The organism is Sphingomonas sp. (assembly GCF_050725575.1).
Lineage (GTDB): Bacteria > Pseudomonadota > Alphaproteobacteria > Sphingomonadales > Sphingomonadaceae > Sphingomonas.
The window spans coordinates 14007-27864 of sequence record NZ_JBOHHW010000065.1 but is presented as its reverse complement, the minus strand read 5'-3'; the positions used below and the strand labels follow the sequence as shown (position 1 = coordinate 27864).

Annotated in this window: 14 protein-coding genes; 7 read left to right on the top strand and 7 right to left on the bottom strand. The window is 66.0% G+C overall.

Features of this window, described 5'->3' with window-relative positions; genetic code table 11:
* From ACRECS_RS25270 to ACRECS_RS25260, 3 genes are all read left to right on the top strand, one after another.
* Positions 1–204: hypothetical protein (locus ACRECS_RS25270; protein ID WP_431585735.1), on the top strand; the 204-nt coding region annotated here is incomplete at its 5' end.
* The gene (locus ACRECS_RS25265) at positions 158–565 is read left to right on the top strand and encodes a hypothetical protein (protein ID WP_431585734.1); all 408 of its coding nucleotides are present in this window, start codon (positions 158–160) and stop codon (positions 563–565) included. The genes ACRECS_RS25270 and ACRECS_RS25265, both read left to right, overlap by 47 nt.
* A gap of 201 nt (positions 566–766) precedes the next feature.
* Complete coding sequence (locus ACRECS_RS25260) at positions 767–2317, top strand: M20/M25/M40 family metallo-hydrolase (protein WP_431585733.1); 1551 nt, start codon at positions 767–769, stop codon at positions 2315–2317.
* 13 nt (positions 2318–2330) lie between these two features.
* Here ACRECS_RS25260 and ACRECS_RS25255 read toward each other — a convergent pair whose 3' ends face one another.
* Complete coding sequence (locus ACRECS_RS25255) at positions 2331–2984, bottom strand: TonB family protein (protein WP_431585732.1); 654 nt, start codon at positions 2982–2984, stop codon at positions 2331–2333.
* Positions 2985–3345: 361 nt separating this feature from the next.
* On the opposite strand from ACRECS_RS25255, the gene ACRECS_RS25250 reads away from it, so the two are divergent.
* Complete coding sequence (locus ACRECS_RS25250) at positions 3346–3498, top strand: hypothetical protein (protein WP_431585731.1); 153 nt, start codon at positions 3346–3348, stop codon at positions 3496–3498.
* Positions 3499–3575: 77 nt separating this feature from the next.
* Entirely contained in the window at positions 3576–4790 is a 1215-nt protein-coding gene (locus tag ACRECS_RS25245) for a serine hydrolase domain-containing protein (RefSeq protein ID WP_431585730.1), read from the top strand.
* 61 nt (positions 4791–4851) lie between these two features.
* On the opposite strand, the gene ACRECS_RS25240 is transcribed toward ACRECS_RS25245, so the two are convergent.
* The 6 genes from ACRECS_RS25240 to ACRECS_RS25215 all read right to left on the bottom strand — a co-directional run bounded on the left by ACRECS_RS25240 (position 4852) and on the right by ACRECS_RS25215 (position 11969).
* Positions 4852–6180: a glycoside hydrolase family 1 protein gene (locus tag ACRECS_RS25240; RefSeq protein ID WP_431585729.1), complete on the bottom strand. Its 1329-nt coding sequence runs from the start codon at positions 6178–6180 to the stop codon at positions 4852–4854.
* Between the two features lie 515 nt (positions 6181–6695).
* Entirely contained in the window at positions 6696–6977 is a 282-nt protein-coding gene (locus tag ACRECS_RS25235) for a DUF3325 domain-containing protein (RefSeq protein ID WP_431585728.1), read from the bottom strand.
* Complete coding sequence (locus tag ACRECS_RS25230; RefSeq protein ID WP_431585727.1) at positions 6974–8491, bottom strand: PepSY-associated TM helix domain-containing protein; 1518 nt, start codon at positions 8489–8491, stop codon at positions 6974–6976. Before ACRECS_RS25230 ends, ACRECS_RS25235 begins: the two co-directional genes overlap by 4 nt.
* The gene (locus ACRECS_RS25225; RefSeq protein ID WP_431585726.1) at positions 8488–8793 is read right to left on the bottom strand and encodes a hypothetical protein; all 306 of its coding nucleotides are present in this window, start codon (positions 8791–8793) and stop codon (positions 8488–8490) included. The genes ACRECS_RS25230 and ACRECS_RS25225 overlap by 4 nt, the downstream gene beginning before the upstream one ends.
* A gap of 1 nt (position 8794) precedes the next feature.
* Positions 8795–10921 (bottom strand): TonB-dependent siderophore receptor, encoded by a 2127-nt coding sequence (locus ACRECS_RS25220; protein WP_431585725.1) that lies wholly within the window; start codon positions 10919–10921, stop codon positions 8795–8797.
* Between the two features lie 106 nt (positions 10922–11027).
* Positions 11028–11969, bottom strand: coding sequence for a LysR family transcriptional regulator (locus tag ACRECS_RS25215; protein ID WP_431585724.1), 942 nt, complete (start codon positions 11967–11969; stop codon positions 11028–11030).
* An 80-nt stretch (positions 11970–12049) separates the two neighbouring features.
* Between ACRECS_RS25215 and ACRECS_RS25210 the strand changes: the two genes are divergently transcribed.
* A complete protein-coding gene (locus tag ACRECS_RS25210) occupies positions 12050–13060 on the top strand; it encodes a zinc-dependent alcohol dehydrogenase family protein (RefSeq protein WP_431585723.1) in 1011 nt (336 codons plus the stop codon).
* Between the two features lie 134 nt (positions 13061–13194).
* Positions 13195–13761 (top strand): RNA polymerase sigma factor, encoded by a 567-nt coding sequence (locus tag ACRECS_RS25205; protein ID WP_431585722.1) that lies wholly within the window; start codon positions 13195–13197, stop codon positions 13759–13761.
* The last annotated feature ends 97 nt before the right edge of the window (positions 13762–13858 follow it).

The following is a 13858-nucleotide window of genomic DNA, read 5'->3' as shown; positions in this document are numbered from 1 at the left end:
GGCAAACAGTTCCTGCGGGTCACGACCAGCCAGAAGCTGGTCCAAAACGTCCTTGTCGATTGCCATATCGATGGTCCTTTCTCTTCCATCTATATGACCTCACGCACAAAATTCCTGACAGTCCCGGATGGGGGATCGACCGCAATCATCGGCCGCTTTGGCGGACTCTCCGATCGGTCTTGCGACCTTCCTGCTCGATCATGACGCTGCCAGCCTCGAACTCATCGCGCGATCCTTCGACGGGCAGCCCGAGGGCCTGACACCTGACGATGTCCTCGACAATGTCACGCTGTTCTGGCTGACCAACACGGGAGTCTCGTCGGGGCGTCTCTACTGGGAAAACAAGACCGGCTTTTTCAGCCCCAAGGGCGTGAAGGTTCCGGTGGCCGTGAGCGAATTCCCTGACGAAATCTATGGAACGCCACGTGTCTGGGCCGAGCGGGCCTATCCCAACCTCATCTACTACAACAAGCCAGAGAAGGGCGGCCACTTCGCCGCCTGGGAACAGCCCGACTTGCTGGTCCACGACCTTCGCGAAGGTTTCCGGACACTGCGCTCGGTCTAGTTCGGCCTAGCCCGGCCTGGCGCGGCGCCTGCATCCCCGCAGGCGCCGCGCTTATTTTTGTCATCTCATCTCCGAGGGAGAACTGACTTGTGCCCGCGGGACGGCAGGCAATGCCCAACATCTCGCATGGTCATCGCAACCCTTGACCTCCGCAGCGTCGCCGACTTCTATGTCTCAAATCAAATCAAAGGGGAGCAGGTCATGGATCGCAACGGGGACCACAACGACACCCAAACCACCTTCACCCCCACCCGCCGCGCGCTGCTCCGCTCCGCCGTCGCAACCGCCGCTACCCTAACCCCCGGCATCGCCTTCGCCGCGCGCAGCGACGACATGGCCGCGATCCGCGCCGCGGTGGAGAAGGGCCATGACGCCGCGGTTGCGCGCATTCAGGACTGGATCAAGCATCCGACCATCGCCGCCGAGCGCTTCCAGGTCGATGAGGGCGTCGCCTATATGTCGCGGCTGGCGCAGGAGGCGGGGTTTACCGGGGTGCGGGCGGTGCCGACCGGGGGCGTGCCGGCGGTGTTCGGGGTGCTGGATGTCGGGGCGCCGAAATGGCTCGGCATCTATTTCATGTATGACGTGAAGCAGTTCGACCCCAAGGAATGGTCAGTGCCGCCGCTCGAGGGGCGGCTGGTCGACCGGCCCGGCGTGGGCAAGGTGATCATGGGGCGCGGCGCGGTCAACCAGAAGGGGCCGGAGGGCGCGTTCCTGGCCGCGCTGCATGCGTTCAAGGCGTCGGGCCGCACGCTGCCGGTCAATCTGGTGCTGATCGCCGAGGGTGAGGAGGAGATCGCCTCGCCCAATTTCCTCACCGCGATCCGCGACCCGCAAGTGCTGGCGGCGATGAAGAAATGCGCCGGGGTGATCATCCCCTCCGCCGGGCAGGGACCAAGCGGCAATGCGACCATCTCGCTCGGCGCGAAGGGCGCGGTCGAGATGGAGATCGTGTCGGACAGCAAGACATGGGGCCGCGGCCCGGCGAACGATCTGCATTCGAGCCAGTTCGCGCGGGTCGACAGCCCGGCATGGCGGCTGGTCCAGGCGCTCAATACGCTGATGGGGCCGGACGGACATACCCCGGCGGTCGAGGGCTATCTCGACCGGGTCACGCCGCTGACCGCGCGGCAAAAGGCGCTGATCGCGGAGGCCGCGCGCACCAATAGCGAGGCCGAGGCGAAGAAGGCGATGGGGGTGCAACGCTGGATCAATGACGAGAGCTGGGAACAGTCGCTCGAGCGGCTGGCGTCGCAGCCGACGATCAACATTCAGGGGCTGGTCGCCGGCTATACCGGCCAGGGCGGCAAGACCGTGCTGCCGCACCGCGCGGTGGCCAAGGTCGAGATGCGGCTGGTGCCCGACATGACGCGCGACGACAGCGTCGCCAAGCTGAAGGCGCATCTGATCAAGAAGGGCTTTCCCGATATCGAGGTGAATGTGACCGGCGGATACGGCCCGACCCAGACGCCGGAGGAGTCATCGCTGATCAAGGCGCACAAGGCAGTGCTGACGCGCGCGGGCGTGCCCTATGCCTTGTCGGTGCGCTCGGCCGGGTCGTGGCCGGGGGTGGTGTTCACCGGCGATCCGCTGCACCTGCCGGCGGCGCAGTTCGGGATTGGCACCGGCAATGGCGCGCATGCGCCGGACGAATATTTCGTGATCGAGCCGGTCAATCCCAAGGTCGCCAATCTGACCGCGCAGAGCATGGCCTATGTCGATTTGATGTACGAGATCGCCGCGCTCGGGTGAGCGGGCGCGGCGCTTATTCCGCGATCCGATAGGTCACCGGCAGCACGACATCGATCGCGGCGCCCGGCGGCGCGTCGGGCAGCGGCGGCAGCGGTTGGGCACGATCGACCAGCTCAAGCGCCGCGGCATCGAGCAGCGGCACGCCGGACGACCCGACGACGCGCCGGGCAAAGACGATGCCGTCCGACTGGACACGCAGCCGCAGCATGACCGTGCCGCTCAGTTCCTCCCTCAGCGCTGCGGCAGGATAATGCTGGAAGCGGAGCAGGTGCGCGAGCACCTGCGCGCGCCATGCCGGGGTGACGATCTCGCTGTCGAGCAACCGCGGATCAGTCGGTCCCCCGGGGACAGGCTTCGCGCTTGGCCCGATGCTGAACATCGCCGGGCAGGGCGGCATTGCCGCTGCCTTGGGGTCGGCAGCATCGAGGGTCTGCCCAGGGAGCTGGCAGGGTGGCATTGTCGGCGGGGCTTCGATGACCTCATAGGCTGGAACAGGCGGCACAGGCAGTATGGGCGCTGGCCGCACACGGTGCCGCGCCTTGGCGTGCCGGGCATCGGCCGGAGTGGCGGGTGACAGCGTCATCGCCGCTGTTGCCACCATCGCAATTGCGAGCGTCGCAACGCCGACTTTGTGCAGGGCCAACCGGATCAGCAACACTCTCTTCACATGCGCTCCTGTTCGATCGGACCTTTTCCATCGTTGGACGCAAGCCGCCGGAAACGCACGCTGAAATAGCGATCGGACGCGATAAAGGGGTTCGCGCAGAGGCGCGGAGGGCGCAGAGATGGTCCACGGGTCGCGCCGGCAGCCTGCGACAACAAACCTATCCCCAAGCAGGAGGTGCGGCGATGCACGGCGACGGCCGCCCTCACACGGTCTCTGCGTCCTCCGCGCGAACTCTCTTCTTTGCCGACGAGGTCGCCGGTTTGCGCAAATGGTCGCGCGGCACTGGCGGTTCGTCCGGCATTCGCCGCTTTTTCGGAACTCTCACGTCCATGACCGGGTTTTCCTATCAAGGAGACAATGGATGCGTATTCGATCCACGATCGCCGCCGTCGCGCTGGTCGCGGCCGGGCTGGCGCTGTCGGGCTGCCGGTATGATCACCCCGGCTATGCCAGCGACCGTCATCACCATGGCCATCACGGGCATCATGGCGACCGCGATCGCGATCGCAACTGATCCGATCGATCGCCGCATAATCTGAGGCGCAGCAACCGGATTGCCGCGTCGCGGTTGCGCCGATAGGCTGCGCGCGAATGATACAGCGCGCGCCGAACGACCGGTCCCCAACCGCCCTCCCGGCCCGCAGCCTTGTCGCGTGCGCGCTGCTCATCCTGTCGAGCCTGATCGTGAGCGGACCGGCCAGTGCCCGCGCCGCCGCGCCGGCATTGCAGCAGCGGATGGACCGCGAGATTCCCGCCCTGCTGCGCGCGCAGAAGCTCGGCGGGATGGGGATCGCGGTGATCCGCGGCGGGCGCGTGGTGTGGACCGGCTATTATGGCGAGCAGAGCCCGGGCGTGCCGGTCACGTCGCGCACCGCGTTCAACACCGCGTCGATCGCCAAGACGGTCACCGCGGAAACGCTCATCGCGCTGGCGGCGCAGGGTCGGATCGATCTCGACGAGCCGATCGCGAGCCATGTCGCCAATGCCGATCTTGCCGGCGATCCGCGCTACCGGCGGCTGACCGCGCGGCTGTTGCTGTCGCACCGGTCGGGCCTGCGCAACTGGCCGGACGATTATGACAATGGCAAGCTGGCGTTCGATTGGGATCCGGGCACGCGCTATCGCTATTCCGGCGCCGGGGTCGAGCTTGCCGCGCTGTATGCCCAGGCGAAGACCGGCAAGACCCTGCGCGCGCTGGCGACGGAGACCTTGTTCGCGCCGTTGCAGGTCGATGGGATGGCGGTCGGCGAATTGCCGGCGTGGACCAGCGGCCGGCTCGCGCTGCCGGTGGGCAAGGACGGGGCGTTCGGCACGATCGATGCGCTCTATCCCGGGCTGAAGACCGGCAGCGGTGTCGGCGCGTCCTATGACCTGATCGCGACCGTGCCGGGCTATGCGTCGTTCCTCTCGGCCCTGATCACGCAGGGCGGGAAGGACGCGGCGCGGCAGCGGTCGCGCGAGACGATCCTGACCGATCTCGACGGTGATGCGGTCTATGGCTGCCCGCGCGCGGTGGTGACGCGCTGCCCCGATGCCTATGGCTATGCGCTTGGCTGGCAGGTGCAGCATTATGGCACGCACCGCGTGCTGCAGCATACCGGCAATGACGAGGGGCAGACCGACCTGGTCTATTTCTCGCCGGACAGGCGGGACGGCGCGGTGATCTTCGTCAATGGCGCGAATGGATGGGTCGCGATCACGCGCGCGATCGAGCTGATCGGCGACGAGCCGCTGGTCGCGGGCTATTATCACGGGCTGGTCGAGGCCGTGCTGCATCAGCAGATGCCCGCCGCGGAGGGCCAGTAAGCGGGCCAATAGGAAAGGGAACAGGCCTGTTCGGGAGAATGATCCGCAACGGTTGCGCCGTTCAGACCATTCCCGCCTTGGCGCGCTTTGCGAGATACCAGGCGCTTGGCTTGGGCGAACGTTTGAAGCTGGTGCGGTCGACCGCGACCAGCCCGAAATGCTGGCCATAGCCGGAGGTCCATTCGAAATTGTCGAGCAGCGACCAGTACATATAGCTTTTCACATCGATACCCTCCGCGAGGCACTGGCCGATCTCGGCGAGCGTTTCGTCGATCCAGGCGACGCGGCGCGTATCGTCGTCGGTGGCGATACCGCTTTCGGTGACATAGATCGGCTTGGCCGTGCGCTTCGCGGCGAGGCGGATCGTGTTGCCGAGCGCGGGCGGATAATATTCATAGCCGGCGGCGGTCATTTCCGTGCCGGGCGGCGGCGGCACCATGGTCTTCGCGTCGAGCCGCACCCGGGTATAGGTTTGTATGCCGACAAAATCGCTGGCGTTCACCGCGTCCCACCAGCGGCCATAGACCATCTTCTCGATCATCGGCGCGAGGCTGTTGTCGCCGACCGGCTGGAAATCCTGCGTACTCAGCGTCACACCGACCGGGAAGTCACCCGGGCCGGCCTTGATCGCCTGATAGGCCTTGGCGTGGGCATCGAGCAGATGCGCATCGACCCGGTCGGGATCGGCGAACAGCAGCGAGGAGAATTTCGGCGCATTGGTCTTTGCCGCGGCCGCCGCGATCATCGCCTTGCGTTTGGCGACATGCTCCGGCGTCGCGCCCATGCGCAGCAGCTTGCCGAGCAGGTGGATGTTCGCTTCGTTGAACGGCGAGGCCATGCCGATCAGCGAGCCGAGCGCGCGCGTCGCGCGTTCGCAGAAGCGCGCGAACAGATCGGCGCTGTCGGGTGCTTCCCAGCCGCCGCGTTCCGCGAACCACAAGGGCACGGTGAAATGATTATAGGTCAGCACCGGCAACAGGCCGCGCGCACGGCACGCCTCCAGCACGCGGACATAATGGTCGAGCGCGGCGAGGGAGAATTTGCCGGCCTCGGGCTCGATCCGCGCCCATTCCACGCCGAAACGGTAGCAGTTCAGCCCCATCGCCTTGGCGATGTCGAAATCCTGTTCGTAGCGGTTGAAGCTGTCACAGGCATCGCCCGACGGCTCCTTGAACACCGTTTCGGGCAGGTTTTCGAGCAGCCAGCAATCCGAATGCGTGTCATTGCCCTCGCTTTGATGCGCGGAGATGGCAGTGCCCCACAAAAAGCCCTTCGGCACCTTGCGCAGCGGCCGGGCCAGCGCCGGCGGGCCGAGCAGTGCGCCCGCCGTCAGCGCGGCACCGCCGACCAGTGCCGCACGGCGCGATAGGGGGTGACTGCGGTGGGTCATCGTCGCTCTCCTCCGGGTTGCGCTCTTGCGGCGCCAGCGCAGCTATCATCACCCGCTCAGCGCGCTTCGTCAATACTTACTCACTCGTCAGTTAGTGTATTGTGCCTGGATTCCGCTTTGTGCCGCTGGAGTCGCCGATATCGAGATCGGTGGGGTGAAATGCGGGGAACTCCCTGTTTTCCCTGTTTCTCCCTGTTATCAATGTTTTTTGCTGCCGAAACCCGGATTCCCGGGCCTTGGTGGCCGGATTTTCGACTTACTTTCAGCTATTTGAGATCGATCTCCCTGTTAATCGATAACAGGGAGCGCCGCCGCTGATAACAGGGAGCGAGGGCTCGATAACAGGGAGACACATCTCCCTGTTATTGCCGGAACAGGGAGGCGCTTCTGGGTCTTCGCGATGAGAAAGAGCGTGACGGAGCCGGTCAGGTCGTGGTCGGCAGTAGCGCTGGCATGGCTGGCGGAAAGGTTGAATCGATCCCGCGAAAATGCTGCCCCGAAAAAAATGTTGCCACTCAGGCGCGGCCACGCGCCGCGAGCAGAGCGATGGTGAGCGAGGCCGCCAGGGTCAGTTCGCCGACCAGCACCACCGTGCCATGCGCGCCGCCAAGCGTGATCCAGCTGGCGACATAGGCAAGGGCGATCAGGCCGAAGCCGCTCCATTTGAGGCGCGACGAGGCGCGGGGACCGAGCATGCGGCCGGCCATCACGCGCTGATGGCGCTGATTGGACAGGCACAGCAGCACGAAGCCGGTGGTGGCGAGCAGCAGGCTCACGAGATAGCCAATCGCGGTCATGCGGCGCGCCTCGGCCGCGCGGCGAGCATCCAGGCGATGGCTGCGAACGTGCCGGCAAGCAGCAGCATCATGCCGTCAAAGGCAATGAACAGCGTGTCGCCGGCGACCAGGCTGGCGGGCAATCCTCGCCCGGTGACGATGCCGCTCACCACCGGCACCGCCGCATAGGCGAGCGCACAGGCAGCGGACAGCTCGATCCAGCCGCGCGCGGGCGGACGTAGCGCCGCCCAGGCCAGCGCCGCGCCCCACACCACGAAAAGCGCCGCAATCTCGCGCTCGGGCCGCCCTGCCATGGTGACCGGCAGCAGTCGATTGGCGAGGAAATAGCCGGCCAGCGCGAGCGGGAAGCCGGTGACCACGCCGATATTGAGCCGCTCGACGATGCGGAATCCGAGATGTGGGTGCGCCGGGTCGGGCAAGCGCGCGCGGCGCTTGACCGTCCACAGAATCAGCCCGGTCGCGATCATCGCCGTGCCGAACAGCCCCGAGACGAAATAGAGCCAGCGCAGCGGCATGCCGGCATAGCGGCCGGCGTGGATGCCGATCATCACCCCTTCGGTCAGCCGCGCCGCGCCGCGCGGCGGGGGCGGCTCGAACGGCCGGCCGGTGACGCCATCGAAGCGCAGCGTCTCGCCGCGCGTATCCATGCCGGAGGACGGCGCACTGGTGATCGCGACGCTCGCTGCGCGGTCGCCGGGATGGGCGACATTGATGTAGCCGATCGCGGCGCCGTTCCAGCGCCGCCGCGCCTCCGCGATCATTGGTGCGAGCGGGGCAAGCGGCGCCGCCTGCCCGCTCTTCTCGCCACCGGCGACCTGCGGGAAGGCGTCGGCATAAAAGGCCGCCTCATTGGGATAGGCGGCGGCGATCGGCGCGGGCACGTACTGCGACGCGAGCGACACCAGCCCGGTATAGGTGATCATCAGATGGAAGGGCAGCGCGAGCACCGCGGTGACGTTGTGCGCATCGAGCCAGCTGCGCTGCCCTTTGCCGAAGCGCAGCATGAAGAAATCGATGAAGATCTTCTTGTGCGTGACGATCCCCGACGGGATCGCGACCAGCATGAACATCGCCGCGACGCCGACCAGATAGCGCGCCCAGATCACCGGCAGATAATGGAGATCGTAATGGAAGCGGTAGAGGAAATAGCCGCCCGCCGTGGCACGCGCGGTCACTTCGCGTCCCGTGCCGTCGAGCCGCGCGTCGGTCGGCGCATCGGGCGCTGCGCCCTCGACCGGTTCCCAATAGACCTCGGTGACGGCGGAGCGCTTGCCGGGCACCGTGATGAACCAGCTCGGCGACGTCGCGTGATGCTGCCCCAGCCAGCGCTGTGCCGCGCTCACCGCCGACGCCTGATCGGGCGCGGCGACCACTTCGGGCTGCATCCAGCGCGTGATCTCTTCCTGGAAATAGGCGGCGCTGCCACAGGCGAACATGACGAACAACACCCAGCCGAGCAGCAGCCCCGACCAGGTGTGCAGTCCGGCCATGGATTGCCGAAAGCCGGTCTTCATGCCCGCCCGCCGAACAGGATCGATACCGTCAGGATCACGCCAAGGACCAGCGACACCGCGCCCATCCACAGCCATAGCCGGAGCACGCTGCGTGCGGCGAACGCCCACATCAGCAGCACGGCATAGAGGGCGAAGAAAACGAGCATGGCAGTCGTCACCGCCTCGACCCGCGCGATCGGCAACAGCCGCGCAAGGCAGGCGACGGCGAGCGACGCGAGGACATAGCCGCCGGGAATCGCGGCGAGCCGCCCGGCCAATGGCCAGCCCCCTTCCTTCTTCGCTTTCGCCTTGCGCACGGTCATGTCAGAATCGCCGCGCGATCGTCAGACGGACATTGCGCGGCTGTCCGGGGGTGATCCGCTGCCGGCAGCAAGCATCCGGATAGTAACGCTCATCGAACAGATTGTTGACATTGACCTGCGCTTCCCATGTTCCGAATGCATAAGACAAGCCCGTATTGAACACGGCGTAGCTGTCCAAGGCGATCAGGCCCCCGTCATAGACGAATCGGCGGCTATTATATTGGGCGCCGACGTTCAGGCCGAGCCCGGCCAGCCCGCCATCCTGAAAGACGTAACGCGCATAGCCGGCGAGATTGTGCCGCGGGACATTGGGCAACGGCGTGCCGATGGGAATCGCCAGATCCTCGACAATCTTGCCCTCGATATAGCTATAGGCAAGGTTTGCGGTCAGCGCCGGCGTCGGCCGCCATTGTGCTTCGACCTCAATCCCCTGGCTGCGCTGCAGGCCGGACACGCGCGAATAGATCGGATAAACTAGGTCAGCCGTCAGCACGTTGCGACGGCTGAGGCGATAGGCGGAAACCATGCCGGTCAGGCCCGCCGCCGGCAGCGCAACCTTCATGCCGATCTCGTAATTCTCGCCGCGCTCGGGCGGTGCCTGGCCGATCACCGGCACGCCGTTCACGACCTCCTTGATGACCTTCGAGCCGAATTGCGGCGTGAAGGATTTCGCCCAGGCCGCATAGAGTACCGCGCCCTTTACCAGTTCGACCGTCGCCCCGATGCGCGGCGAAAAGGCGGTCTGCGCCTCGCCATTGGAGATCGCACGGTCCCAGCGGCCGTTGAATGTTGCGGTGACCCGTTCGCCCAGTTCAAGATGGTCCTGGAGATAGAAGCCCCGCTGGGACCCCGTATCATGACCCGAATAGGGCGAACCGACCGGCCGCAGCGGCTGTGAATAATCGGGGTTGAACACGTCGAGCGGGAAGTGGCTCGCATCGAAATCGCCATCGCCGTCATAGCGCGAGTTGGTGTGGCGATAATCGAACCCGCCGAGCAGATTGTGGCGGACGTGCCCGGTCTCCAGCTTCAGCGTCGCGCGATTGTCGACCAGGATGCTGCGGAATGTCTCGCGATAGGGCCCATAGTAATAGCGCCCGATCGTCCGCCCGGTGCCGGGGATGGGATTTTTGTCGGCGTCGAGCGCGTCATCGAGGAAGTCCGCCGCAAACATCCAGCGGTCCCAGAAGGTCTTGCGGTTCATGTAGCGCAGCGTCTGGCTGAACCCCGCCTGCTCACTAAAATGGTGATCGAAGATATAGCCGATCGTCGCGCGCGTTTCGTTCTGGATCGCCTTTTCGTCGCCATTCTCATTGACCGAGAAATCGATCGGCACCTTGCCGTGCACGTTCGGAAGCACGGTGCCATAGGCGTTAAGCGGGCTGAACGGATTGTCGCGGTCGCGCTTGTAGGTGCCGATCACGGTCAGGTCGGTCTCCGAGCCGATCCGCCAGCGCAATGACGGCTGGAGATAAAGCCGGTTCTGACCGGCAAAGCGCACGAATGAATCGACATCGCGGTACAAGGCGATCAGGCGCGCCGACAAGGCCCCGCCGTCGGTCAGCCGCACATTGGCGTCGATCGTTCCCTCAATCAGATGATAGGATCCGGTCGAAAGGCTGGTATCGACAAAGGTCTTGCTGCTATCCGGACGCTTGCTCACCATGTTGATCAGCCCGCCTAGCGAGCCGCCGCCGTACAGCACCGCCGCCGGCCCCTTGACCACCTCGACGGATTCGAGCCCGACCAGTTCATAGACCGAGCCGCCGCCACCGGCTTCGTTGATCAGCCCGTCGAGATAGACGCTGCCGTAGGACGCGTCGAAGCCACGCAGTGTATAGGCGTCGTAAAAGCCATAGGTCGAACTGCGCGATGCGCCCGCCACGGTCCGCAGCGTGTCCGCCAGCCGGGTTATCCCGCGCTCCTTGATCGTCTCGGCGGTGATCACGCTGATTGCCTGCGGCACCTCGATCAGCGGCACGTCCGACTTGGCGGACTGCGCTTCCTCGAACTGGCCGGTGACGACGATGTCGTCGTTCGCGCTCGCCGACACCAGTGTCTGCGCGCCCGCTGCGCTGCTCATGCCGACCATGACGACCGCCGTTGCGGCGAGCCGGAGTCCGTCCATTGCCTGTCCCCTTATGCACGGTGGCCATAAGGGGAATGATAATGCCTCTCAAGAGCAAACATCGCGACACCCGGCTCCATTGACCGCAAAGCCGGGAAATCGCCCCTCAGCCGCCTCCGCCCCGATCCGCCAGCCACGGCGCCGGATTGAGACCGTCGGCGATCCAGTCGGAGAAAGCGCGCGTCTTGCTTGGCGTGCCGCCCGCTGCGGGTGTGACGATGTAGATCGCACCGCGATCGGCAATCGGCCAGTCGGGCAATATTTCGACCAGCGCGCCCTGCCGCAGCAGCGGCGCGACATGCCAGTCGGTGGTATAGAGGATGCCGAGCCCGGCCAGCGCGCCGGCCAGGAGCAGATCGGCATCGTCGGACGCCAGTGGCCCCGTCACAGTGATGACGACCGGCCGATCGTCCGACCCCTTGAAAGCCCAGCGGAACGGATCGCGCAGGCCAGTGAAGGTCAGGCAAGCGTGGCGCACCAGATCCTCCGGCCGCGCGATCGGATCATGGCGGGCAAGATAGGCCGGGGCAGCGCAGACCAGCCGCCGACGCCCACCGATCTTGCGCGCGATCAGCCGCGAATCGGCCATTTCGCCGAGCCGCACCGCGGCGTCGAACGCTTCGCCGACCAATCCGGCGAAGTTGTTGCTGTACTCGGCCTCGATCGACACCAGCGGATGTGCGCCGGCAAAGGCGACGATCAGCGGATCGAGCCACATCCGGCTAAAGGTGGTGGGGAGCGACAGCCGCAAATGCCCCCGTGCCTCGCCATCGGCGAAGGCGGCCGCGTCGCGGTCCGCCGTTTCCAGTTCGTGCAGCAGCGGGCGCACCCGGGCGAGATAGGTTCGGCCCGCCTCGGTCAGGGCGACATGGCGGGTCGATCGCTCGGCCAGCCGGATGCCGAGCCGCTCCTCCAGCGCCGTGATCCGCCGCGACAGCACGGTCGGATCCTTGCCCAGCATGGCGCCGGCGGCGGCGAACGACCCGGTATCGGCCAGTGCGACAAAGGCCTGGATCGCGGCGAAATCGGGCGGGGGCAATTGCTGCATGATATGCAGCTATGAACGGTATGATTGCTGGGTTCCAGTCTGGAGTGGAGGTCCCATATCTGCCGGCAAGGAGACTTATCATGCAGGCGATCGAACTCACCCGGCCCTCACTGGACGCACTGACCCGCGTTCAGCATCCAGACCCGCGCGAGCCGGGTGCGGGACGGATCCTGGTGCGCATGAAAGCGGCCAGCCTCAATTTTCTCGACCTTGCCGTCGCCACCGGCGCTTATCCGGGCGCGCTCTATCCCAATGTGCCGATCGCCGACGGCGCGGGCGACGTCATCGCGGTGGGGCCGGACGTGTGGCAGGTCGCTGTCGGCGACCGCGTTGCGGTGCATCCCAAGGCGTACTGGATCGCCGGACGATCGACCGCCGAAACCGCGGGCGCGATGCGCGGCGTGACCTTGCGCGGGTCGCTGGTCGAGATTGCCGAGCTCGACGCTGCGAGCGTCGTCAAACTGCCCGGCCATCTTGATTGGGAAGAAGCGGCGACGTTGCCGATCGCCGCGACCACGGCATGGAACGGGATGGTCGCCGGCACGGTCGGCCCGGGATCGACCGTGGTGCTGCTCGGTACCGGCGGCGTCTCGGTCTTCGCGCTGCAGCTGGCCAAGGCGCGCGGCGCGCGGGTGATCATTACCTCTTCCTCCGAGGAAAAGCTCGATACCGCCCGGGCGCTGGGCGCGGACGAGACCTTCAACTACCGGGCCGATCCGGACTGGGAGCGGTTCGTGATCGATCGCACCAATGGCGTCGGCGCCGATCTGGTGGTTGAAACCGTCGGCGGCGACAGCATCGCGCGCTCGATCGCCGCGGTGCGGCAGGGTGGCACCATATTCACGATCGGCTTTCTCGGCGGCGTGGACACCCGGATCAACCTGTTGTCGGTGATCGGCAAGGCCGTGCGGATCCAGGGCAGCAATACCGGGTCGGTCGCCGACCTGGCGGCCGCCACCGCCGCGATCGGGTCGCACCGGATCGCGCCGCAGATCGAACGGCGCTTTGCCCTGGACGATCTGGCCGAGGGTTACCGGTTGATGGAACGCGGCGGCCATTTCGGGAAGATCGCCTTCACCCTGGATTGGTGATTTCGGCCCCGGCGGAAAGGCGGCGATGGCATCGGCCGCGCGAATGATGCACATCATGAACCGTGATGAATGCGGCGACAGGCTGGCCGAGGAAACGGCATGTTCGCGGCACGCAATGCGGCCGGCGCTGACGAATGGCGCAAACCGGGGCGGAGATCGAGGCGGACAGCGGGGGCGATCCGGATAGCAGGCTGCTCGCCGCCGCGGTGGCGGGCGACCGCGATGCGTTCGGCGCGCTGCTGCGGCGGCATTATGACCGCATCCACGGCCTGGCATGGCAGCTGACCGGATCGCGCGCCGATGCCGATGATATCGCGCAGGATGTCTGCTGCACCCTGGTCGAGAAGATCGGCGGCTTCCGGGGCGAGGCCAAATTCACCACCTGGCTATGCAGCATCGTGTTCAACGCGTGCCGCGACTTTCGCCGCCGCCGGCGGTCGTTTAGCGGCTTTACCGAGCGGCTTGCAGTGCTGGCGGGGCTCGCGCGCGCGCCGGACGGGCGCGACCTGTATGACGCGGTATGGATCAAGAGCGCGATCGCGCGGCTCAAGCCGGCCTATCGCGACGCAGCGGTGCTGGTTGCCGGGCAGCAGCTGACTCATGCCGAAGCGGCGGAGATATTGGGCATCGCCGAAGCGACCGTGTCGTGGCGCATGCACGAAGTCCGGCGGCTGCTGGCGGCGGAGCAGGGCGGCGACTGACGGCGCGCGAGCCCGCTCAAAAAAATAATTTCGGACCGGTTCCAAGGATTTCCCGCGAAGGCGCGTCCCAGTGACATGCGGACGATTGTGCGCCGCT

What these genes read in the sequence shown, in the direction of transcription:
- ACRECS_RS25240 (WP_431585729.1), bottom strand. Translation starts at nt 6,180, where the DNA reads ATGACCCACCGCAGTCACCCCCTATCGCGCCGTGCGGCACTGGTCGGC.
- ACRECS_RS25205 (WP_431585722.1), top strand. Translation starts at nt 13,195, where the DNA reads ATGGCGCAAACCGGGGCGGAGATCGAGGCGGACAGCGGGGGCGATCCG.
- ACRECS_RS25210 (WP_431585723.1), top strand. Translation starts at nt 12,050, where the DNA reads ATGCAGGCGATCGAACTCACCCGGCCCTCACTGGACGCACTGACCCGC.
- ACRECS_RS25225 (WP_431585726.1), bottom strand. Translation starts at nt 8,793, where the DNA reads ATGACCGTGCGCAAGGCGAAAGCGAAGAAGGAAGGGGGCTGGCCATTG.
- ACRECS_RS25230 (WP_431585727.1), bottom strand. Translation starts at nt 8,491, where the DNA reads ATGAAGACCGGCTTTCGGCAATCCATGGCCGGACTGCACACCTGGTCG.
- ACRECS_RS25220 (WP_431585725.1), bottom strand. Translation starts at nt 10,921, where the DNA reads ATGGACGGACTCCGGCTCGCCGCAACGGCGGTCGTCATGGTCGGCATG.
- ACRECS_RS25215 (WP_431585724.1), bottom strand. Translation starts at nt 11,969, where the DNA reads ATGCAGCAATTGCCCCCGCCCGATTTCGCCGCGATCCAGGCCTTTGTC.
- ACRECS_RS25235 (WP_431585728.1), bottom strand. Translation starts at nt 6,977, where the DNA reads ATGACCGCGATTGGCTATCTCGTGAGCCTGCTGCTCGCCACCACCGGC.
- ACRECS_RS25245 (WP_431585730.1), top strand. Translation starts at nt 3,576, where the DNA reads ATGATACAGCGCGCGCCGAACGACCGGTCCCCAACCGCCCTCCCGGCC.
- ACRECS_RS25260 (WP_431585733.1), top strand. Translation starts at nt 767, where the DNA reads ATGGATCGCAACGGGGACCACAACGACACCCAAACCACCTTCACCCCC.
- ACRECS_RS25250 (WP_431585731.1), top strand. Translation starts at nt 3,346, where the DNA reads ATGCGTATTCGATCCACGATCGCCGCCGTCGCGCTGGTCGCGGCCGGG.